The sequence below is a fragment of the Caproiciproducens sp. CPB-2 genome, assembly GCF_036287215.1.
Classification (GTDB): Bacteria; Bacillota; Clostridia; order Oscillospirales; family Acutalibacteraceae; genus Caproiciproducens.
Map to the genome: position 1 here is coordinate 918,258 of NZ_CP142860.1, position 23,081 is coordinate 941,338.

Genomic DNA, 23,081 nt, shown 5'->3' on the forward strand with positions numbered 1-23,081 from the left:
TATTTTTACAAAACAGCAGATTTCCAAAGACATCGGCGGGGAATACCCCGCCGACAGTTGTTTGACCGGCTTTATCCGCCGGAGATGACGCTGTACATACTGAACATGGGAATAACGATGGAAATCACCACGGTGCCGACAATGACGGCGATGATGACCGTCATCGCCGGTTCCAGCGCGCTGGTCAGCCGTTTGGTGGCTTCGTCCGTCTCCTCTTCGTACATGGAAGCCATCTTGTCCAGCGTTTCAAACAGCATGCCGGATTCCTCTCCAACTTTGATCATGGAGACGAGAAGCGCGTCGAAAATCGGGAATTTCGCCATGGAGGCGTTGATGGCGGAGCCGAATTTCACCTCGGAAATGATCTGTGTCAGCTGCTCCTTCATAAAGCGGTTCGGAATCACGTCGCGCGAAATTTCAAGCGACTTTACGATATCCACCCCGGATTCCACCAGGGAAGACATGATGCGGCACAGCCGGGCGATATACGACTGGCGCAGCAGCGGCCCGACGGCCGGAATCCGCAGGATCAGCCGGTCCACCGCGGTGGAAAACGGAGCGGATTTCTTTTTCAATATTATAAAGCAAAATACGAGGACAAAAACCACCAGCAGGATCAGATACCATCTCGCCATTATAAACGAGGAAAAGGACATGACGAATCTCGTAATGGCCGGCAGGTCGGTATTGAATTCCTGAAAGATATTCGCGAAATTCGGAAGCACGAACACGTTCATCACAATCATCAGCAGCAGGGTGAGGCACAGAAGGAAAATCGGGTATCCGGTCGCGCCCTTCAGCTTGGCGGTCAGCTCGATTTCCTTGTCCAGAATTTTTGCGCAGCGTTCAAACGCGGTGTCCAGCCGCCCGTCCGTTTCGCCGGACTGGATGATGTTGGTGATGATTTTCGGGAAAGCCCTGAATTTCGACATGGCTTCGGAAATCGGAATACCGGTGTACAGGTCCCGGTTCATTTCCTCCAGAATCCGTTTGATCTTTTTATCCTTTTCCCCGCTGATCAGCACCTCCATGGCCATGGAAAGGGACACGCCGGCCTTCATCATAATTCCCATCTGGTTCATGATGGTGAGAAGCTTTTTCTTTTTGATTTTCGCCTTATGAATGTCGGAACCGGTGATTTCCATCTCCCAGATAGAGGTGGGTTCCGCTTCCGTTTTGCCCTCGCCGCCCGCCAGGGAAAGCGCGGTCAGGCCTTCGCTCTGCAGCCGGTCGATCGCGTCGGCTTTGCTGTCGGCGTTGAGAAAGCCGCGGGATTTTTTATTTCTATGGTCAACCGCCGTATATTGATACCGCAATAAAATCCCCTCTTACGTCATGAATTTCGCGTGACGGCGTCAAAGCCGAATTCCCCGGCGGTGCCGCCCGTGATGATTCCCCGCCGCAGCAGGTCGTCGACGCTGCGTTCCAGCGGAATCATTCCCTGGCTGATCCCGGTCTGGATGGACTGGGAGATATTGGCCGTTCTGCCCTCGCGGATCAGGTTGCTGATCGCGGAGTTGATGAACATCATTTCAAAGGCTCCGACGCGGCCCCTGCCGTCGGCGGTGGGCAGCAGGCGCTGGGAAATGACGCTTTTCAGCACCAGGGAAAGCTGTGTGCGGATTTGCTGCTGCTGCTGGGGAGGAAACACGTCGATCAGACGGTCGATGGTTTTGGCGGCCCCGATCGTGTGCAGCGTGGAGAGCACCAGATGCCCGGTTTCCGCCGCGGTCACGGCAATCGAAATCGATTCAAGGTCGCGCATCTCGCCGACCAGAATGATGTCCGGGTCCTCGCGCAGGGCGGCTTTCAGCGCCCGCGCGTACGAAACGCTGTCCGCGCCGATCTCTCTCTGGTTGATGATGCTGTTTTTCGGGGTATGCAGATATTCGATCGGGTCCTCGATTGTAATAATGTGGCAGTGCCGGTTTTTGTTGAATTCGTTGATGATGGCCGCCAGCGTGGTCGATTTCCCGCTTCCGGTCGGGCCGGTCACCAGCACAAGGCCGTCCTGCAGCTCCAGGACCCGGCTGATGGAGGCCGGAAGGCGCAGCTCGGAAATTTCCGGCGTCGCGGCGCTGATAATGCGCATGACCAGCGTTTCGCCGCGGGTCTGACGGAACGCGTTGATACGGAACCGCCCGCACCCGCCGATTTCCGCGGAGGCGTCCATGTCGCCGGTTTTCCGGAATTCTTCGTATTTTTCATGGGAAAGGCACTGGCGGATCATGCCGTCCGCCTCTTCCGGCGTCAGCGCGGGAACGTCGAGAAAATGCATTCTGCCGTTGATGCGGTAAGCGGGACGGTTATTGGCGGACAGGTGGATGTCAGAGGCGTGTCTTGCAACGCCGCCCGAAACGATTTGTAAAAAATCCATACTTGCAAGCCTCACATTTGCAGGGAGTAAACTTCCAGCATTTCCTGTACGGAGGTTTTTCCCTCTATTACGATTCTCCTGATATTTTCGTCGAGCGTGATCATGCCCTCCTGAACGGCGGTCTCCCGGATCTGGTCCGTGCTTTTTCCATTGTTGATGCAGGCTTTGATTCCGGTGGAAACCGGCATGATTTCATGAATGGCGGTCCTGCCTCGGTAGCCCTTTCCGCTGCAGTAGCTGCAGCCCTTTGCCCGGTACAGCTTCAGCCGGGTATCCTTGGGCAGCCCCAGAAGCTCCAGCTCGTTTTCCTCCGCAAGGTATTCCTCTTTACAGTGGGGGCAGAGGGTGCGCACCAGCCGCTGCGCGATGACGCCCAGTACGGAGGAGGACACCATGTAGGGCTCCACGCCCATGTCGATCAGGCGGATAATGGAGCTCGGGGCGTCGTAGGTGTGCAGCGTGGAGAGAACCAGATGCCCGGTGATGGCGACGCTGCTGGCGATTTCCGCGGTCTCCGTGTCGCGGATTTCGCCGATCATGACGACGTCGGGGTCCTGGCGCAGAATCGAGCGCAGCACGGCGGAAAAGGTCAGGCCCGCCTTTGCGTTGATGTCCACCTGCGTGATGTTCGGGATAATCATTTCCACGGGATTTTCGACGGTGACAATGTTGATATCCTCGCGCATGATTTCTTTCAGCGCGGTGTAAAGGGTGGTGGATTTCCCGCTTCCGGTCGGTCCGGTCAGCAGGAGGATGCCGTGATTGTTTTTCAGCAGGGAGTTGAATTTTTCAAGATTCTCCGGCAGAAAGCCGATCTCCTCCTTCACAAGGGAGAAGCTGAGCGCGGTCGTGATACGGATGACCACTTTTTCGCCGAATACACAGGGCAGGACGGAAATTCTCATGTCAATATCCTTGCCGCCGATCCGGTAATTGATACGGCCGTCCTGCGGAATGCGCTTTTCGGCGATGTTCATGCCGCCGATGAACTTGATACGGGAAACCACCGAGGGAATCAGCTCGGCGCTGGTTTCCATATAAAGGCTGAGCCGTCCGTCCACCCGGAAGCGGATGCGCATGGACTTTTCCTCCGGTTCGATGTGGATGTCGCTTGCCTTGAGCAGGACGGCCTGTTCGATCATATTGTTGACAAAGCGGATGATCGGCTGGTCCGTCCCGGTCTGTCCCTCGAGCTGGTCCAGCGGGATGTCCGGCTGGGCGGTGGAAAGCTCCCGCGCGGCGGCAAACGCTTTCTGAGTGGTGTACAGCTCGCGGATTTTCGTTTCCAGCTTCTCGCGTTCCGCAATGACGGGATTCATCTTTAATTTGGTGTAGATTCCGATATCGTTGATCCCGTTGTAATCCAGCGGGTCCGCGACCGCCACGGTCAGAATGCTGCCCGAGCGGCTGATGGGGACAATCAGATTGGAGCGCGCCAGCTCCTCCGGCACCAGCGACGAAAGGGAAGGGTCCACGCTGACGGAGGAAAGGTCGAGGTAGGGAATGGAGAGCTGCTTTTCCAGCGAACGGATGATCTGCATTTCCGTCAGGAAGCGGTTGTCGATCAGAATCCTTCCTAAGCGCACATTGGTGCCCTTTTGCCGCTCCAAAGCCTGCTGGAGCTGTTCTTCGGTGAGCACCCCGGAATTGATCAAAATCTGTCCGAGCTTCAAATTCGTAATTTTCATGATAGGCTCCTTTACATATTCAGCAAAGACATGTACCAGACTGCGAAGGACTCAATCTGGCGGTGAAACGCCAGAAACAAAAGCAGGCTGAGGCACAGATACGGCCCGAGCGGAAGATAGAGGTTCCGTATCGGCCGCCTGCGCAGCAGCAAAGAAACAATGTAGAAAAACGCAAGGAAAACGGTCATCAAAAATACGAGAAAGAAAGAAGGGAACCCCGTCAGTATTCCTGCTGCGGCGAAAAGCTTGACGTCACCGAAGCCCATCGCCTCTTTTCTGCAGGCGATTCTGCCCGCGACGGCAAACAGAAGCATCAGGATCAGCCCGGCGGCCGCTCCGTAAAGAGGGGAAAACCAGCCCGTGTGGAACAGGCGGGTCCCGCTCAGAAGATCGTAGCCGGACACGGCGGTAAAGATTACAGCCAGCACCAGCGTAAACTGATCGGGAATAATAAAATATTTACTGTCTGCCGCCGCAACCATCGGGAGGACGACCGCTGCGGCGCAGAAGGCGAAAAAGAAAAAAAGATCGCCCTTATATTGTAGATAAATCAGGATGAACGACAGGGAAAGGGAGACCGTCATCCAGATGCCGTGCGGCTTGAAAAAGAGCCTTTTGCGGGAAAGATCCTCGCCCGGCTGCTCGTCGTAGTCGCAGAACCATCTCGCGGGCAGCGCGTTGAACAGCCCTACGCTGAGGTTTGCCAGCACCGCCGCGGCAGGGATGCAGAACAGACACACAACGGCGTCGTAAACGCGCCCGGCCTCAGCCCCATTCAGTGAGATCATTGTTTGGCACCTTCGGAAAAATAATACAGGGTCATGGTGAGCACCGCGTCGACTTTTCCGGCATCGTCCGGCCCCGCGTATTTCACGCGATTGACGAAATAGACCCCTTCGGACTCGTTTTCAAAAGAACCGATCAGCGCGGGCAACTGCACCTGGGTACACAGGACGTTCAGCTCGACGGATACCGTGTAAAGCTGTTTTCCGCTTGCGGCGGTTTTGCCCTTTTCGGCCTGCTCCGGGCCGACGTTGATGCTTTTCAGCGCGACTCCGGAGGAACCCACGATTTTTCCGATATCCTCGGCCACGTTTTTTCCTGTTACGGTCGTATCGGCCTTCTCTTCGTTCAGCTGTGTTTTGAGGCCGTCTATCTTCTGCTGCAGGTCGCTGGACCGGGCCGACTGCAGTTCATAGATCTGCAGCTGTTCCAGATTGCCGAGGTGCTCTCCGTTCAGATCGGAAACCTTCTGGTTCAGGGGGAGAAAGATATAGTTTACATAGAGCAAAAGCACCAGAGAAAAACCGAACAGATAAAGCAGGACGCCGGATACTTTTACACTTTTCATTGCTGTCCACCGTCCTTACCGCCCGATACCAAAGGGATGAAGTCCTTTACGCTGAGGGAAACGCTGCAGGCGCACAGGCCGTCGGAACCGACTTCGGCCCGGAACGGCACGGCAATTGCAAAATAGCCGTTGGACTCCACCTGACGCTTGACGGTCAGATAGTCGTTGTAATTTGCGGTCGTAAAGGTAAGGGAGACGGTGCCGGTCATATTGTCCAGCTCACAGCTGTCCACCGATTTTGCTTTTGCGGTGATCTGGCTGATCAGCCGGTCCGTGATTTCTTTCGCATTGCTTTTGCCGGAGGGAAGCAGCTTCTGGTCGCTTTTCAGTTTGGAAAGCTGCTGTTCCAGTTCGCTCTGCTCCTGTAAAAGGGCTTTTACCTCCGTATATTTCGGGTCGTTCAGGGCGCGCTTGTCCTGCGCCTGCTGTTTCAGCGCGGACAGGTAAACAATCGGTTCCAGCGCCATGACCCCGACGGCGAGCAGCGTGATGACGGCAAGCACGGCCACGTTTGCCGCCCGGGTGCCCGATATGGATTTTACCAGAAGCAGAAAATCGATATCCTCGGCCTTTTTGGCGGCCAGGATCCCCGCGGCGGTGAAGAAGGCGGCGGGCTGGAACCCGGCCCTTTTTGCAGCTGCGTTGACGGCAGGCAGGGGAACGGAAAGGGAAGCGATATTTTCAATCGGAATATCCAGTTCCAATCTTGCGCAGAATTCGTCAAATTTGGGCACAATGGAAAGGCCCCCGCACAGAATCAGCCGATTCAGTTCCAGACGCTCGCTGGAAAGAACCATGCGGATATTGCGGATGGCCTCGCTGACGCTGGCGTCCAGCAGATCGGAAATCTGCCGCGCCGCGGCTTCGTCGTTTTCCACGGTGAATCCGTAGGTGGTCACGCTTCTGACCGCGTCGGCAAAGGACACCGAGCGGTTTCGCATGATGATTTCGACAATGTCGTCGAAAACCGTTTCAAAGGTTCTCTGAAAAACGGGCATCCCGTTTTGAAAAAGGACAAGGCGTGTTTTTGCGTAGTCAAAATCGAGCAGGGCGATCGTCTGATCCCGATCAGCCGGAATCGATTTGCCCGCGTGTAATAATCCGCTGATGGGCGGAACGATCTTCATGACGTGAAGGCCGTATTTGGAAAAGGCTTTCCGAATGTCTCCGAGCAGCTTGGTTTTTACCGCGAAAAGGGAGCTTGTCAGCTTGCCGGTGAGCGGGTTCACACGGTTGTACTCGTAGTTCTGGATCATATAGCTGTCCACGCCGTCCTGAAGCACCGTTTCGGCTTCCAGCCCGGCCAGGGAAAGCAGGTCTTTCTTTTTGCACGGAAGGTGCTGGTACTCTTTGCTGACGACAGGATCGTCTTCCAGGCAGAAGATAATCTTATTGGTTCCCATGTTCACGGAGTTTGCGCATTCCCGCACATATTTCGCAAAAGCGGGGAGATCATCGCAGGTCTTTCCGCCGCGCATGCTTTCGGGCAGCTCAAAGCACTGCGGCAGCCCGAAAACCGGTTTTCGCGTATATTTTACCCACGTCAGGTAAAGCGCCCTGCGGGTCGTTTGCAGCAGAATCACGTTCAAAGCGGCTGACACCACACTTTACTGTTTCAATTTCGATACTATTATACATTATCCTGTTATTTGCGGCAATCGGTTTTTCATGTGTATGGAACAAGCCCCGGTTTCCCGGGGCTTGCAATCATGAATCTAAATTTTATGAAAATGAGCCAGGACCTTTACTCTTGTTATCTAAAACGGTTTTTACAGTAACAGTATCATAGTTGTCGTTATCAAATGTCTTACCATCATTATCACTCTTTGAAATGCTAATCTTTCCATTGATAGCACGGTAAGACCCATCGCCCTTTATCTGAGGAAGTTCAGAAATACCTTCATGGTCCAGAGCCTCTTGGACAGTTAAAGCATCTGCATCTGGTGCACCTTTCCATGTACCGGCAGTTGCTTCCGCATGAGCAGATTTGAGCGCCAGCTCCACCGTCTGCGCGTTGGCCTTGTCCACATTTTCATTGGCGGTTGAAATGACGTTGCTGACGGTCGGGATGGCAATGGCCGCTAAAATGGCGAGGATGGCGATGACAATGACGAGTTCTACAAGGGTAAAGCCTTTTTTATTTGTTTTTCGCAGGGTTTTTACCATATTCGTTCTACCTCTTTTTTGTTTAATTTTCAGTAAGAAAGGAAAAATAAGAACCGCTTCTATCTTTTATATTCTGATTATAAAGCCCATTGTTTTTTCTGTCAATAAACTCCGTGAATTTACAAAAAATGTTTTTTATTAAGGCATTTTCTCCCTGAAATATCAAAATTCGCCATCCGTTGAAAATTCTTGCGCTCTTCCCGCAATCAGGCTATAATCAAGATGATTCTGAAAGTGAGGTGCGGACGGATGAAGACGGGTTCCAAACGGGGTGCTGCCCTGGCATATGTCATCGTGGTTTCGGCGGCTCTGATGATTTTGGCGTCCGCTCTGGTTTTCAGCGCCAAATTCAACCTGGATTCCGCCACGAACAGCCTGGAAGGCCGTCAGGCCTACCTCGACGCAAAATCCGCTATAGAATACGGTCGCGCGTATGTGCTGCGGAATCCCGACACCGGCGACTTCACCGTTTTAAAGACCGCCGAAGGTCCGGGCTTTGAAATCGGTCCCACCGGGGAATCCAACGCGATCGCTTCTTACGACAACACAGATAAATTGATTACGGCCAGCGCAAAGTACCGTTCTTCCGACCGCGTCAGGAAGCTGGGCTACCAGTTTACGACGGAAGAGGATGAGGGGAGCGGGGGAAGCGGTTCTGTTGCCCATGATTTTCTTGTGGCCAGCAACGGATATGCAGGCAATGAAGTCTTTTATCCCTATAATCCGACGTTTTCGCCAAATTCCACGTCTGTTTACCCGGTGGTTTCACACCTGCCCCGGCAGACCTCCGGGAATAATGTGCTTACCGCGCCACAGATATATCTTTTGGGACAAAATAACGGGATTTCCATTACTATTTATGATGGAAATCAAGTGACGCTAAAATCCGATTTTATTTATATTGCGGGAGGCATCGATTGTTATAAAGAATCGCAGGGCCCTTATCGGCCGTTAAACCTGAAAACTTACTCAGATAAAAATCAGGGGATTATTTATTTTGGAGAAGATGTAAAGAAAGATGGAGATTTTATTGCTGAAGGAGGAAGATATTATTCCTTTAAGAACAATATCAACCTTTATGATCTCAAACCCGGTGATTTGGAAGAAATAGAAGACGGTACACTTCCGGACGGCATCAATCAGGATGACGTGGATTTTATTGTCGGCAACGAAGAGAACATGATTACAGGGGACAGCTGGGATAACAACCGGGGCTCCAACTGGTGCGGTCAGGGAATCATCACCGGCCTGTTAAAAAATCGTTATAACAGTGGGGTCGGATTTGTACCGCCGTTTGTTTCTTATAAAAAGCAGATAGAAGATACCAATATTAATCCGGGAGAATTATATCGTGCGAACCCAAATTCCAACCATTATAATGATGACGAACAAATTGTTTATTGGTATCTGAATGATGTCGGAAAATGGGGAAACGCTCTCTTGGGAAATAATAACCAAAACAGTGATGAATACTATCTGAATATTTCCAATATTTATTATGCAAAAGAAATCAATCTTCTCTATGTCAACGTCGGTACGAATTTTGAAATTCCGGAATATAAAACAGTGGCCTTTCAATCTGACAGCATTACGCTCAATGTCAGACACAGCGATACGGAAGCAGGCGGCGGGGACAGCCAGCCGAAAATCACGCATTCCGGAAGCGCCGCCCGGTTCATTTTGGAAGCGCAGGACCCCGGCGACGCTGTGCGGCTGCATATTCCGAACACCCTACAGGTTGAATATAAAGATCAGAATGGAATTGTCCGCAAATATCAGATCAAAGCCGGGTGGTATGAAGTACGGCAGCTGAATCTGTTCAGCGACGACGCGAAGGACTTTTTCAACGATACCGAACCTATAGACGACCCGTCCGGCGGTTCGGGCGGCGGCGGAGGAACGGAGATTACCGGAGGTGTTTATACCGATGGGGAATAGGATGTTTTTAAATTTCAGGAGCAGGAAAGGCACGACCATGGTGGAGGTCCTCGCCGCGGTCGTGATCCTGGCGCTGGTCGTTACGGCGGTGCTTTCGACGATCGGCTTTTCCCAGCGGACGATCCTTTCCAAAAGCACGGAAAGCGGCGCGGCGGCCCAGGCGCAGGAAATCGCGGACGCGCTTATTACGGAGCTGCACGGCGCGGACGCGGATTCGCTGAAAACCGCCGGGGTCCTCGGGGCGAAATATGTGGAAAACGCGGATTTCCCGGACCCGTCATCTCCAAACGATCAGCAGTTCACCTTTGTTTCCGTGGAAAAGGACGCGGACGGCATTGAGGGCTATCGGATCAAGGCCGCCGTCTATTTTACGGACGGCGGCGGCAGAAAATGCGTGCAGATGACAGCGTTTTCAGCAAAGGACGGCGGCGCGTCATGAGGAAATTGCGCGGTAAAAAGGGCATGACGCTGGTGGAGTTGATTATCGCGGTGGCCTTTACGGCGATCGTGATCGCGGCCGCGTGCGCCGTGCTGTTCCTCGGCGGCAATTTTTTTAAAAGCGGTACGGTAAGCGCCGCCAACCAGCAGAAGGCGGCTCTTGCGGAAACCTACATCCAGCGGTACGCGTCCACCGCTTTTCAGATTTCTTCGTCAAAGGGCTCGGATGCGGGCGTTGTGTTTACGCTTTCCGGCAATGTGCTGCGCGTCACGAAGCAACCGGCTGACGGCGCGTCTCCGGAGGAGCTCGCCTCCATTGACGGAATCGGGCGGGTGGAATTTCAGGTGGAGGGGACTCTTCTTTCCTATACGATTATATCGAAGGACGGGACCTATCGGCTGGCGGGCGGAACGGTACTGAATAATTGTACCGGCGGCGATGCGGCCGACCTGACCGGAAACAGGGAGGAATGCCTTTTTATGGATCTCACCGCTCCTACGTCTTCGGATTGATTCCGGAAATTTCGCAATTTCGGTAAATGAGTAAAGAATTTCTATTTCCCTGCCGGGGTGAATATGCTATAATATGGTAAATAATACCAAAAAATGATGATTTTAAAGGAAATTCATAGCATCATCGTAGGTTGGGAGCAGAAATATGAATGCGAAAAGCATGAAAAAGGCATTGCTGTTTAATGATTTTCTTACATCTCTTTCAGGGGAACCGCTTGGAATAAAGTATAAGCGTCTGGCGCGTATTTTCCACGTTTCGGAATCCACCGTTTCCAAGCTGAGGCACGCAAAGCTGAATAAGATGCCGTCCGCAATGCACCCCGATGTCATCGGCGCCGGTTTTGCTCAGGGGGTGGTACAGTCGTTCGCGCCCTCCGGCAGCACCGTCAGGCGCTTTTCGGCGTATGCGCGGATGATCTGCGACAGCTATCTGATTTCAGAAAAGCTGGAAAACGCGGCGTCAGCCCTGACCGGAGCCGGGCCGGTGGACGACGATGCCGCGAAAAAGCTGTGCACGGCTGAAATCCCCCGGTTTATCCGCTGCTGTTATGAAGAGGCCTACGCCAACTCGGAAATGGATTTTTCCGGCTGCATGGTCTCCCGGTGCCCGGTGCAGTCCGACATCCTTTATCAGAAAATATGCGATGTCATTAACCGAGACACCTTCGATGACGCGAAGCTCAGGCAGCTTTTAAATGTGGTGTACGCGGCGAATATCCGCCGCCAGATCAATACCGTCGTCGACGGAAGGTCCGTGGTGGACCTTGTTGACCGGTTTGTGCAGAATCAGGCGGGCGAACCGTTTTACAATTATGTTCACCGTACGGAAGTGATTTCCATTTCTGAGGACGCCGCACAAATGGTGCGCACAATCAAAGGGCGCCAGCAGATCGTGCTTCAGACGCTCAGGCCGCAGGAGGTCGTCCTGCGCCAGTCGCTCAATCATTATGTGGATATGCCCGAGGAAGCAATGATCCGAAGTACCTTTCAAAAGTTTAGCTGTACCGTGAACCATATTCCGATCGTGAAATATCTCAATCTGCATGAAAACGCGCGTTATACGGGCGCGGAGCAGCTTTTGACCGTCAGGCAGGCGCACGATCATATCGGCGGGACTACCAGTACCGAAGTGGATTTTCGGTTCCGTCTCTATCCGGGCGTGGCGGGGGAAGCCGTGAACATTTCTTATGAATACTGCTTTATTACGCCGTTTATTGAAAATATTTCCTGCAATTACAGCTTTTCTTTGTTTTATCCCTGCAAATTTTTGGAGCATGAATTTGCCCTTGACGAGAAAACAAAGAAAAAATGGGGTGTTCAGGTAAAGCTCTTTACCCCTATGACGACCAGCGCCTGCACCTCTGAATGCTCGGACGAACTCATCGTTCAGAGCGGGGGAACCAGCGACCTGAAAAGAATCACTTTTTATGACTGGGCCATGCCCGGAACCGGCTATTTCCGCAATCTTTACGAGCTGAAATATGCCGGCGGCAGAGAATGAAAAACAACCATGGCCAATTGCCCGGTACCTATTGCATGCGCCGTGCATTATCATATATAATAGAAACAACTGCATGAGGGGGAGGCTTTCGGATGTTTTATACGGTCTGTTACAGACGGTATGACGGCAGTGCCCAAAACAGTGCGGTTCTTACGGAAGTACGGCGCGGCTATCTGACGACCCGCAAAAGCAAATCGGGCAAAACCGGCGGCTGTTTGGCCGGAATGGAGTTCGCCGTCCGCTATAAAATCGGTCCCGGAAAGTTTTCGTGGAGGATGACAAGCGGAAAGACGGTTCTCCAGAAGGCGTATCGTCAGAAATACGGCTATTACATATTGACGCGCAACGGCGCGGGGGAAACCGTCGGCAAAGCCCGGTTCGGCAGGGACCACGCCTGGCTGCAGACCGCTTATTACTCGGGAAATACGGCCCGTCCGGAGGCGGTTTTAAAGCCGAACGAGGGGAATGACGGCCTCGTTTTGCTTCGCCTTGTTCCGGAAACGGGAAGATACGCGCGCGTGGAGCTTTTCCCAAGCGAAAGCTGCGGCGCGACCGCCCGGCAGAGCCTGGTGAACGCCATCGCGGGCGAGCCGGAAATCTACGCGGAAACGGACGGGGGAGGCTTTTTCTACTGCCCGTTAAAGGAAACGGAGCGCCGCATGGCGGTGATGAAGGACCTGAGCGCGGGAAAAGAAAGCGTGATTCCCGAATGGCCCGGCCCCGATGATAAGAAAGAAGAAGCGGTTCCTTTTGTCTATATTGAAAACGACCGCCCCGCGCCGGAAAAACCGGCGGAGGAGGTTGCGGCTGTGCCGTTTCCGGCTGCGTCGGTTCCGGCTGAACCGGATTATGCCGCGGACCATGAACTCTACAGCACGGAGGAACTGCCGGCACTGCCCGCGCCGCCGGTTCGTTATACGGTCGCCGGGAAAGGGCTGAACGGGGGACCGCGGGTCAGCGATGATCTTCCCCTGCGTGTGGAGCGCGGTACGAAACGCATCGTCATCAGCGCGGAGGAAAGCTATACCTATTTCGGCAAGGTGATCGACGGGCTTCGGCAGGGGCGGGGGCGTACCCAGATGCAGAACGGCTGTACCGCCTATGAAGGGAATTACCTGAACGACAAGCGCGACGGCTTCGGCGCGTATTATTATAAGTCCGGCAAAATCTGTTATGTGGGCGGCTGGAAAGCCAACAAACGCGACGGGGTAGGGGTATCCTACAGCTCCAGGGACGGTTCTATTTTCGTAGGACGGTGGAAAGACAACATCCCCACCGGCAGCGGGGCGGCTTTCGACGCACAGGGACGGCTGATCTATACCGGGGAATGGAAAGACGGCCTGCGCCACGGTCACGGTACGGAATACAATCAGGATGGGGAAATCGTCTTTACGGGTGAATTCCGTGAGGACCGGTATTATTCGGGATATAAACGTATTTAGGGCGATTGCCTGGATGAGGGTGTGGAAATGCGGAGTGTGGAATTGCATCAAATGAACCGCGGCGAATGCGTCGTGCTGTGCGGGGCGGACAAAAACATTCTGATGGCGGACTGCGGGGAAACGGCTTTCGGCGGTGTTTCCGGCCTTATGAAGCGGTATGCGGGCATGACGTCCCGCAGCTTCCTGCTGACCCACTGGCATGACGACGGGCTGCGGGCGCTGGACTGGATTCTCCGGGTCAATCCGAACTATTTTCACAGGATTTATCTGCCGGTCTCTCCCTGCGATAAAAAGGGAAGGCCGCTGATGCTGGAATTTGCCCTGTTTGCGCATGTGTTCCAAAAACAGAAGGAAGGAACTTTTGACCTGAACACCGCCGTGCTGAGGCTTTTGCCGGTTCTCGCGGCGAAAACGGGGGCGGACCGTATTTTCCCTTTACAGGCGGACCGGAGTTTTCGCTTCGACAAAGTGGACTATGACGTGCTGTGGCCCGCCGCACAGGCATTCCCGTTTACAGACCTGTTTTCTTCGGCGGTGGAAAGTATGAACGTCTGCCTGTCCTCGCCGTTTCTGCCCGCGGCGGCACGGGAATTTCTGCGCCTGAAGGAGCGGTTTTGCGCCGCGTACGCGGCCTGCTGCCGCGTTTCACCGGTGGAACAGACAAACATCGGCCAAATGGCGGAGCTGTATGACAGGATCGAACAGCTCGCCCCTCAGCTGCGGGAGCTGCCCCCGGCGCAGGATATCGCGGAAATTCTCGGCCGCCCGACCACACGGGCCGCTTACGCGTTTGAATGCCGCGCGTCGGGCGTGATCTTCCATAACCGGCGCAAAAGCGAGGCCAGCACCGACGACATCCTGATGACCGGCGCGGCGGAACCGGAAAGCATGGACGCGGTGTCCCCCCGGCTTTACGACGGCTATTACATCTTAAAAGCGCCCCAGCACGGCGTTTCCCGCGCTTGGAGCCATATTTTCGGGGAAATCAGCGCCTCTCATATTTTAATGACCCACGGGAATCCTATGGAAAAGGAATCCATTGCAGGCGAATACCTCGATCTGCCCGCCATCCGTCACTGTACGGACTGTACCAGCTGCCCGTGGATGCGGGGCAGCGGGTGCTCCTGCAACCGGCTGAGCTGCTGCTACGAGCTGTCTCCCCCCGGACTGACGATCAAATGCCCCTGCTGCCGGGACCCGGAAGCTGTCGCTCCCTGCGGAATTCGGGTGATTTCTCCCAATCGGGCGCCTTCGTGCCTGTGCGACGGAAAACCGGCGAATATTAACTGATACTCCCCCGGCCCGGCGCGTCGGAAGGAGTTCGACCCAGCCGGCGCGGAACTCCCCCAGTCGGGCTATCGCCCGCCAGCCCCCTCCGGGAGGGGGCCTGAAGAGAACGAACCCCTGCCTCCCTCCGTGAGGGAGGTGGCGCGCCCGGCGCGACGGAGGGAGTCGGCAAGCACAATCTTCCTGAGAGAATCGCCGTAGGCGCGTGCCGACCGCATGGTCCGCCCGGCGCGGCGGAAGGAGTAAAATGGAAAATTCCGGTGCATCATTTTCCTGTTGTTCCAATGTTTTCCATCGTTTTGGGGAAAGATGGCTTGAATACTGGAAAATCTTAAGGAATTGTGCAAATTTTATTGAAAAATATGTCCATTATCTACTTGACATTGATTACCAAATATCTTATAATCCAATTAAACATATGAGCGGTAGTTGCGGCTGCGGCTATGCCAAACGCATCATTGGCAGAGTGTACCGCAAAATTGCTGCGAGTCAGGGGAGAAAATCTTAACACCCATGGCGAACATGTATGTTAAATTCTCATAGCACACGCAAATACGCAAAACGAACTATTTTAAGGAGGACAAAAAGGATGAAAAAAATCACAGGAAAAGTTGTCTCTCTTGTGCTTGCTTTAGCACTTGTAGTCACCAGCTTTTCGGCAAACTTCGCTTTCGCGGCTAATAAGACGCTAAGCGGAACCATTAGTGGTACTGAACATGACGAGATTTATCTTGTCAACAATGACGGCGATAATGATGATGTCACAGGCCTTAAGGCATGGATTACAGGCAATGACAACGAATTCAAGCTGGAAACAAAGGATCATGGTGAGGCAAGTGATCCTGACATCATTGCGGTTTCCCATGTTTCCGGTGACAAGCTGGTTTCTGTGGACGTTGATGATGGCGATGCCACATTGAAGCTCAAAAACAAGTCCGGCACGGAAGTCCTTTCCGTTTTGTTTGCCGGCGACTACACTGACCCGGACGACGAAGACGATACCGAATACACCGTAAAAGGCAGAACAACCTTCACGGTTTATGCCTATGATCAGGGCGACATCGTTTTCGGCGAAGCAAAGCCTGGTGATTATGCAGCTGGCGAAGGACTCGACGAGTTCAAGACCTTTGCAAAGAACAAAAACGCTGAGAAGACAATCGGTATTTATAAGGCTGTTCAGGACAGCGGTTCCCCGTTAGCCGACTTTGATGAGGTACAGTTGGTTGACGCTAAAGACAACATTACTCTTAATTCGGGTGTCGATGATGGTGATGTTTACTCCTATGAAATGACCAGCGGTGAGGATGATGTGCATTTTAAAGATAGTGGCCTTCCGGCACCAGATTCCGACGGAAATACGGTTGCGGACGGAACGCCAAACTCTGAGTTGGATGTCATAGTCGGTAGAGGAACAGTCACTGGTGGCAAATATGAGGATGACGCTAAGACCGGCAGTGTTACGATTAACGTAAAGAAGCTGGAATATGATGATGACGATGATGTATACAAGGCTTCTAAGGAATCCGAGGACAAATACACCTTAAAAACCAAGATCGATAAGAAAGTCGATGTACAGTATATTGATGGATATGTTCAGGGTGCTCAAGTCAATATCAGCATTAAAAAGGGTTCCGGCTCCACAACAGTTCTCTCTGATGCCGGCAGTACTTTGACAGAGACAAATGTGAAAGATTGTGAAGTCATCTTCCCGGACAACTATGCAAAAGATGTTAGTGTTGGCGAGAAAACCGATGTTGCCAAAATTTCTGGTGAACTCGGGACTTTGAAAATTTCCGACGGTAAAGTCAGCGAAGTTGATCTGGACAAAGGTGATGTCGACATAACCGGCGGTACGGTCGGAAATGTTACCACAGATGATGGTACAGTTACTGTCAATGGTGACGAGGCTGTTGTCGGCAATATTGACAACACAGACGCTTCCAACAAGGACGTAGAAGTCAAGGCTGGCACAGTAGGCGACATTGATTCTGACAGCGCAGTTATTGTTACTTCCGATGATGAGGATGTTGCTGTTTCTGTTGGTACGATCACCGCTCCTTATGCAACCATTACTTCCGACGACGCAAAACTGACCGTAAAAGGCCTTGTAATCAGCGCAGACGCTGGCAAGACCGTTATCAAGGGCGAAAGTAAGCTGTCCGTTGGCACGATTGATGCGGATTATTATGAGACAGAATTCGCTTTCGGCGATGATTCCGATGATGCTTTTGTAGGCACAGTTCCTGCGCCGAAGAACGCAAAGAAAGCAACGGTTTCCACTGAAAATGAGGATACTGTTCTGACCGTAACCGGTGATCTCGCTGCAGATACTGTTTCGATTGATAGCGATACAAGCGCAACATTCACTGGTTCTGTCAATGTCAAGAATATTGACGGCGACGGCACACTGAAGATCGCGGCAGGCAAATTGTATGTCAGCGAAAGTGCTTCCAACGTAACGCTGAAGCTTTCCGACGCGACTCTGGCTCCCGGAACAACCGTTTTCAAGGCCGATAAAGACGCGGTCGACGTTGACGATATGGATACTTTCGGATTTACGCTCGATGTATCTTCCGGCAACGATGTTGATACCTTCAAGATCAAGACGATTGCTTTTGCTGGTATCGCGATTAACAAGACTTCTTCCAAGATCGCGAAAGGCTATTCCGAAACCTTTACCGCTTCCGCTTATCCGACCGGAACATCTCTCCCGGCTGGCGCAACCATTAAGTGGGAACTTGACGGCGGCAGCGAAGATGTCTTCACATTGACCACCACTGGCAACACTGCCAAGGTTGACGTTGTAAGCATTGATAAGGACTTTGAGTCTGAGAACAAGACAACTTTGACCGCTACCCTCTATGACGAGGATGGCGAAGAAATCGAAGATTATGATGCGGCTACTTGCGACATTACTGCTCTTGCTGTACCGGAAGCTACTTCCGACACAAATGATGACTTCTCCGTTGCGAAGGGTTCCACCTATCAGTTCAAGATTACTTCCGCAAGTACTCCGACCTTCACAACCGGTACTGCCGGTGTCTTCAAGGTAGAACTTGCTTCCAAGAACGGCAACGACTACTTCTACAAGATTACTGCAATCGGCAACGTTGGCGCTGCAACGGGTATCTACCTCAACGGCAATAAGCTCCTTGTTGCTACTGTAAAAGCTCCTGCTTTCACAACAGACACAACCAAGGATCTGACCGTTAAGGGCGCGTACACTGTTAAGGTTACTGCCGCTGCAACACCGAGCTTTGCTGTCGGCACCGCGGGCGTTTTCAAAGCGGAGTTCGTTTCCAAGAATGGTAACGATTATCTCTACAAGATCACTTCTGTCGGCAAAGTTGGCGCAAAAGCTGGCATCTATGTAAACGGTGTTAAGACCTTTGTTGCTACTGTTGGCTAAGTAATCGATTGCACAGACTCTTTTAATCAAATTATTACTATCTCAACAAAATAAGTATAGTTGTATTTGCGTAGCGGCGGTTTGGGCGAAAGCCCAGGCCGCCGCTTTGTGCTGCTCTTTTAAAAAGTAAGCGTACCGTCTGCATGTTGGCGGCGCAAGGATACGATACTTTACAAGGATTGTTTTCTTACTGTCACTTGAAAAAACAGGCGGGATAACGTAAAATAGAGATATTATACAAACGCAGGGGAACGGTAAAATGATATTCAGCAGCTTGTTTTTTATTTTTGTTTTCTTACCGGTGGTTCTAATTACTTATTTTCTTGTACCGCGCAAGTTTAAAAACTTGTGTTTGTTTCTTTTCAGCCTGATTTTTTACGCGTGGGGGGAACCTGTCTACGTTTTCCTGATGCTCTTCACTACGGTTTTCGATTACATTGCCGGGTATTTTATCAGCAAATACCGTGATGAAAAGGCAAAAGCCCGCGTTTTTTTAATCATCAGTATTTGTGTCAATTTAGGATTGCTTGGCTTTTTCAAATATTCCGGGCTGCTGGTGGAAACTTTCAACTCGGTTTCCGGTTTTTCTGTGCCGCTGCCCGCGGTTGCGCTGCCGATCGGCATCTCCTTTTATACGTTTGAATCGCTTTCCTACTCCATTGATATTTATCGCGGAGAAGCGCCGGCGCAGCGCAATATCATTGATTTCGGCGCGTATATTTCTTTTTTCCCGCATCTGGTCGCCGGCCCGATCGTGCGTTATGAAGATTTGGCGGAGCAGCTGCAGAACCGGCAGGAAACGCTGGAAAAATTCACCTCCGGCGGCAGGCGGTTTCTGGTCGGTCTCTTTAAAAAGGTGCTGCTGGCAAACAACCTCGCGATGCTTGCCGACAAAGTGCAGTATCTGGGAAATCCCAGTACGCTGACCGCGTGGCTCGGCGCTCTGGCCTTCACTTTCCAGATCTATCTTGATTTTTCCGGTTATTCGGATATGGCGATCGGCCTTGCCGGGATGTTCGGCTTTCAGATTCCCGAAAATTTTCGGTATCCGTATATTTCCCGCAGCGTTTCGGAATTTTGGCGTCGCTGGCATATTACACTGGGAACCTGGTTCCGCGAATATGTTTACATCCCCCTCGGCGGCAACCGCTGCTCCACGATGAAAAATGTCCGCAACCTTGCGATCGTCTGGGTGCTCACCGGAATCTGGCACGGCGCCAGCTGGAATTTTGCGATGTGGGGCGCCTATTACGCGGTTCTGATCATCTGTGAAAAGCTGTTCCTTCAAAAATGGCTGGACAGGATTCCGGCGTTCTTTCAGTGGTTATACAGCTTTTTAGCCGCGGTGATCGGATGGGTATTCTTTTCGTATCTCGACATTCGGAAAGCCTTTGGGGTGCTTGGGGCGATGTTTGGATTCGCACCCGGCGCGGACAAATTGGGCGTCTATTCTTTGGTTACCTGTGCGCCCTTGCTGATCATTGCGGCGCTCTGCAGCTCAACATTGGTCGCTGATTGGACGGAAAGGCTTCGCAAAAGCGGAACGCCGGGAAAAATTGTCTGGAGCCTTGGTTTTCTCTGCCTTTTCGTGATGTCAATGACCTTTTTGATCGATAATTCTTACAATCCGTTCCTGTATTTCCGCTTTTAGTGAGGATTCCATTTTCTGTTCCGTCAGCCGGACAGAAAGCTGATTTCCGCGATATCGTGATAAGAATCACATCGGTGTTTTAAGGGGATAACATGAAATTATTTCTGAATATAAAAGAAAATAGTAAGAAATGTGAGATAGAAGCCGTCGTTGTCACGATGGTTCTGCTAATGACGATCCTAATCGGAGCAATGTACCTGATCTTTGCACCGAAACAGGACTTTTCAGAGGATGAAAACCGTGTGCTGGAGTCAGCCCCGAAAGTGACGCTGGCTTCCCTTGCGAACGGTTCCTTTATGGATTCCATAGAGAGCTACGTCGGCGACCATTTTATGTTTCGCAAGGCGTCGATTGCGCTCAATACCCGTATACAGCTGACGATGGGGAAGCGGGATCTCGGCTCCAACTACGGCCGGACCCCTGCGGAAGGCGGCGTGTATTTCGGAAAAGACGGCCATCTTTATGAAGTGCTTTTGCCAAACCACACCGATACTTTTACACGCAATGTGGCGGCGATCCGTCTCTTCGCGAAAAAAACGGGCCTCCCGTTCTATTTTATGCCCGTGCCTTCCGGTGCGCAGGAGCAGCAGGACAGGCTTCCTTTTTCCGCGCCAAGCCACGACCAGCGTGAGGAATTCAACGCCATTCAGGCCGGTGCGGGGGAGAATACAAAGGTGATCGATCTTTTTGATACGCTGAGCGACCGGACAGGGAACGATTACTATTATAAGACAGATCATCATTGGAACACTTTCGGCGCCTATAAGGGCTACGAGGCGCTTGTAAAGGCTATGGATATCCGGCCGACTCCGCAGGAAGATTTTGATTTTGAAGCGGTTTCGGACTCCTTTCTGGGAACACTGTATTCCAAAGCGATTTTGACCACACAGGCGCCCGACGTGCTGTATCTGCCGTTATATAAAAAGACGGCTGTACTGACACAGCAGACCGGAAAGCAGCAAAGGGACAGCCTTTACTGGAAAGAATACCTGGAAAAGAAAGATAAATACTCCGTATTTCTCGGCGGAAACCACAGTGTTGACGTCGTAAAGAGCTCCACGGTAAGCAATGGCAGGAAGCTGCTGATGATCAAGGATTCTTATGCAAACAGCATGGTGCCCTTTTTGGCGACAAATTTTCAGGAAATTCATATTATCGATCCAAGATATTACAATCAGGATATTTATGACTATATTCAACAAAATGCAATCACTGATACGGCTGCGGTCTACAGTATTAAGCAGCTTTGTGATGTATTAGTGGCGAATAAGTTGAGCCCACGGTAAAAACAGTGATTGACAAATCACGAAAAATTGATACAATATTTTTAGTCATATTTACAAAATAGAAAATCTGATTATTAGGAATATTAAAAATAAATTTTAAGAAAGGTTTGGTTAGTGTGCAGGCGTTCCAACATATTGTAAAGGATGAGGTGGGGCTTCATGCAAGACCGGCGGGGCTCCTTGTGAAATTGGCGTCTTCCTGTTCATCGGACATCAGCATTACGTTTCATTCCAAGAAAGTAAGCGCAAAGAAATTATTTGCCGTCATGGGCCTTTGCGTAAAGAAGGACGATGAAATCACCGTTACGGTTGAGGGTGAAAATGAGGAGGCGGACTGCCTGAAAATCAAAGAATTCTGTGAACAAAATCTGTAAGGCTGGTGGTAAGATGAAAAAAATACACGGAGTCGCTGCATCAAAGGGTTACGCAATTGGAAAACTGACCCTTTGTGTCAATATTGACGATCATATTCAAAAAAAGAGCATTACGGACGTTTCTGCGGAACTGTCCCGGCTTGACTCTGCCAAAGACGCGGCGGTAGAGGCACTCAACGCAATCTACAAGAAAGCGCTCAAGCGTGTTGGAGAAGCAAATTCCATGATTTTTCAGATACATATCATGATGCTTCAGGACGAGGACTATTTCAACACGATTCAGGACGCGATCAAGAATGACAAAGTGAACGCCGAATACGCCGTATGGCAGGCGGGCAGGCAATTTTCCGAGATGTTCGCGCAGATGGACGACGAATATATGCGCGGCCGCGCGGCGGACGTTGTCGATATCTCCAAGAGGCTGATCCGCAATCTTGACGAGACCCTTGCCAATGGACTGGACTGCCTGACCGACCGGTCGATTGTCGGCGCGGTTGACCTGATGCCCAGCGAGACCGTACAGATGGATAAGGACCTGGTCCTTGCCTTTGTCACGCGCGAAGGCTCCAAAAGCTCCCATTCGGCCATTCTGGCCAGGACGATGGGAATTCCCGCCGTGGTTGGGCTTGCGGGCGGATACGGCGAGCTGACGGACGGAGCCTCCATTATTGTAGACGGCGCCGCGGGAGACGTTATCCTTGAGCCGGATGAGCAGATGCTTGAGGAGTACCGGAAGAAGCAGCAGGAGTTTGAAAATTATCAGCATGAGTTAAATCTGCTGAAAGGAACCAAAGCCGTTACAAAGAACGGAACGGTCATTGAAATCAACGCGAACATCGGCCATCCGGAAGATGTCTCCATGGTATTGGAAAACGATGCGGACGGCATCGGCCTTTTCCGCAGTGAATTCCTGTATATGGAAAGCAAGAACTTCCCCAGCGAGGAAGATCAGTTCAAGGCCTATAAAAGGGTGCTGGAAAAAATGGGCGGAAAGCGCGTGATTATCCGTACGCTGGATTTGGGCGCGGATAAACAGGTGCCTTATCTTGACATCCCGCACGAGGAAAACCCTGCGATGGGCTACCGCGCGATCCGTATCTGCCTGGATCGTCAGGAGCTTTTCGTTACCCAGCTCAGAGCGCTGATCCGGGCTTCCGCTTTTGGAAAGCTGGCCATTATGTTCCCGATGATTATTTCGGTTGACGAGGTAAAACAGATCAAGAAAATTGTGGAGAAGGTCAAAAAGGATCTGACCGCGGAGAAGATCGCGTTCGCTCCGGATATTGAGATGGGAATTATGATCGAAACGCCTGCTTCGGTCATGCTGAGCGATCTGCTTGCGAAGGAAGTCGATTTCTTCAGCATCGGCACCAACGACCTGACGCAGTACACGCTGGCCGTCGACCGTATGAACCATACCATTTCCAAGATGTTTGATTCGCGCCATCCCGCAGTGCTGCGCATGATTGAGAAGACGGCGGAGAGCGCAAAGAATGCCGGTATCTGGGTGGGCATCTGCGGGGAATCCGCCGCGGATACTACGCTGACGGAATTCTACGTCAAAATCGGAATCAGCGAGCTTTCAGTTACTCCGTCCGCAGTGCTTGAGCTGCGCAAGGCGGTCCAGCAAGTCGAGTTATAAGATCAAATAAAAGAACAG

Annotated in this window: 19 protein-coding genes; 12 read left to right on the forward strand and 7 right to left on the reverse strand. The window is 51.9% G+C overall.

The window, feature by feature from the left end; genetic code table 11:
- Positions 1-71: 71 nt before the first annotated feature.
- The 7 genes from VXK30_RS04540 to VXK30_RS04570 form a co-directional block, all read right to left on the reverse strand.
- Entirely contained in the window at positions 72-1,316 is a 1,245-nt protein-coding gene (locus VXK30_RS04540) for a type II secretion system F family protein (protein ID WP_275713007.1), read from the reverse strand.
- A gap of 17 nt (positions 1,317-1,333) precedes the next feature.
- Entirely contained in the window at positions 1,334-2,377 is a 1,044-nt protein-coding gene (locus tag VXK30_RS04545) for a type IV pilus twitching motility protein PilT (protein WP_275713005.1), read from the reverse strand.
- Between the two features lie 11 nt (positions 2,378-2,388).
- On the reverse strand, positions 2,389-4,065 hold the full coding sequence (locus VXK30_RS04550) for a GspE/PulE family protein (RefSeq protein WP_275713003.1): 1,677 nt from the start codon (positions 4,063-4,065) through the stop codon (positions 2,389-2,391).
- 11 nt (positions 4,066-4,076) lie between these two features.
- Positions 4,077-4,853, reverse strand: a complete 777-nt coding sequence (locus VXK30_RS04555) for a prepilin peptidase (protein WP_275713001.1) — start codon at positions 4,851-4,853, stop codon at positions 4,077-4,079.
- Positions 4,850-5,416, reverse strand: a complete 567-nt coding sequence (locus tag VXK30_RS04560; protein WP_275713000.1) for a GspMb/PilO family protein — start codon at positions 5,414-5,416, stop codon at positions 4,850-4,852. The genes VXK30_RS04555 and VXK30_RS04560 overlap by 4 nt, the downstream gene beginning before the upstream one ends.
- The gene (locus VXK30_RS04565; protein WP_275712998.1) at positions 5,413-7,005 is read right to left on the reverse strand and encodes a hypothetical protein; all 1,593 of its coding nucleotides are present in this window, start codon (positions 7,003-7,005) and stop codon (positions 5,413-5,415) included. The genes VXK30_RS04560 and VXK30_RS04565 overlap by 4 nt, the downstream gene beginning before the upstream one ends.
- A 133-nt stretch (positions 7,006-7,138) precedes the next feature.
- Positions 7,139-7,582, reverse strand: coding sequence for a prepilin-type N-terminal cleavage/methylation domain-containing protein (locus VXK30_RS04570; RefSeq protein WP_275712996.1), 444 nt, complete (start codon positions 7,580-7,582; stop codon positions 7,139-7,141).
- Positions 7,583-7,804: 222 nt separating this feature from the next.
- On the opposite strand from VXK30_RS04570, the gene VXK30_RS04575 reads away from it, so the two are divergent.
- The 12 genes from VXK30_RS04575 (at position 7,805) to ptsP (ending at position 23,063) form a co-directional block, all read left to right on the forward strand.
- A complete protein-coding gene (locus VXK30_RS04575) occupies positions 7,805-9,520 on the forward strand; it encodes a hypothetical protein (RefSeq protein ID WP_275712995.1) in 1,716 nt (571 codons plus the stop codon).
- Positions 9,510-9,959 (forward strand): type IV pilus modification PilV family protein, encoded by a 450-nt coding sequence (locus tag VXK30_RS04580; RefSeq protein ID WP_275712994.1) that lies wholly within the window; start codon positions 9,510-9,512, stop codon positions 9,957-9,959. Before VXK30_RS04575 ends, VXK30_RS04580 begins: the two co-directional genes overlap by 11 nt.
- Complete coding sequence (locus VXK30_RS04585; protein ID WP_275712993.1) at positions 9,956-10,471, forward strand: hypothetical protein; 516 nt, start codon at positions 9,956-9,958, stop codon at positions 10,469-10,471. The genes VXK30_RS04580 and VXK30_RS04585 overlap by 4 nt, the downstream gene beginning before the upstream one ends.
- Before the next feature lie 145 nt (positions 10,472-10,616).
- On the forward strand, positions 10,617-11,972 hold the full coding sequence (locus VXK30_RS04590; RefSeq protein ID WP_275712992.1) for a hypothetical protein: 1,356 nt from the start codon (positions 10,617-10,619) through the stop codon (positions 11,970-11,972).
- Positions 11,973-12,064: 92 nt separating this feature from the next.
- A complete protein-coding gene (locus tag VXK30_RS04595; protein WP_275712990.1) occupies positions 12,065-13,414 on the forward strand; it encodes a hypothetical protein in 1,350 nt (449 codons plus the stop codon).
- 27 nt (positions 13,415-13,441) lie between these two features.
- Positions 13,442-14,704 carry a hypothetical protein gene (locus tag VXK30_RS04600; protein WP_329494212.1) on the forward strand — a complete coding sequence of 421 codons (1,263 nt, stop codon included), beginning with the start codon at positions 13,442-13,444 and terminating at the stop codon, positions 14,702-14,704.
- 244 nt (positions 14,705-14,948) lie between these two features.
- Positions 14,949-15,209, forward strand: coding sequence for a hypothetical protein (locus VXK30_RS04605; RefSeq protein WP_275712988.1), 261 nt, complete (start codon positions 14,949-14,951; stop codon positions 15,207-15,209).
- An 81-nt stretch (positions 15,210-15,290) separates the two neighbouring features.
- Entirely contained in the window at positions 15,291-18,110 is a 2,820-nt protein-coding gene (locus tag VXK30_RS04610; protein WP_275712987.1) for a hypothetical protein, read from the forward strand.
- 346 nt (positions 18,111-18,456) lie between these two features.
- On the forward strand, positions 18,457-19,761 hold the full coding sequence (locus VXK30_RS04615; RefSeq protein ID WP_329494215.1) for an MBOAT family O-acyltransferase: 1,305 nt from the start codon (positions 18,457-18,459) through the stop codon (positions 19,759-19,761).
- 92 nt (positions 19,762-19,853) lie between these two features.
- Positions 19,854-21,047 carry a DHHW family protein gene (locus tag VXK30_RS04620; RefSeq protein WP_275712983.1) on the forward strand — a complete coding sequence of 398 codons (1,194 nt, stop codon included), beginning with the start codon at positions 19,854-19,856 and terminating at the stop codon, positions 21,045-21,047.
- 116 nt (positions 21,048-21,163) lie between these two features.
- Positions 21,164-21,421, forward strand: coding sequence for an HPr family phosphocarrier protein (locus tag VXK30_RS04625; RefSeq protein WP_275712981.1), 258 nt, complete (start codon positions 21,164-21,166; stop codon positions 21,419-21,421).
- Positions 21,422-21,434: 13 nt separating this feature from the next.
- Positions 21,435-23,063 carry a phosphoenolpyruvate--protein phosphotransferase gene (gene ptsP / locus VXK30_RS04630; RefSeq protein ID WP_275712980.1) on the forward strand — a complete coding sequence of 543 codons (1,629 nt, stop codon included), beginning with the start codon at positions 21,435-21,437 and terminating at the stop codon, positions 23,061-23,063.
- Positions 23,064-23,081: the final 18 nt, after the last annotated feature.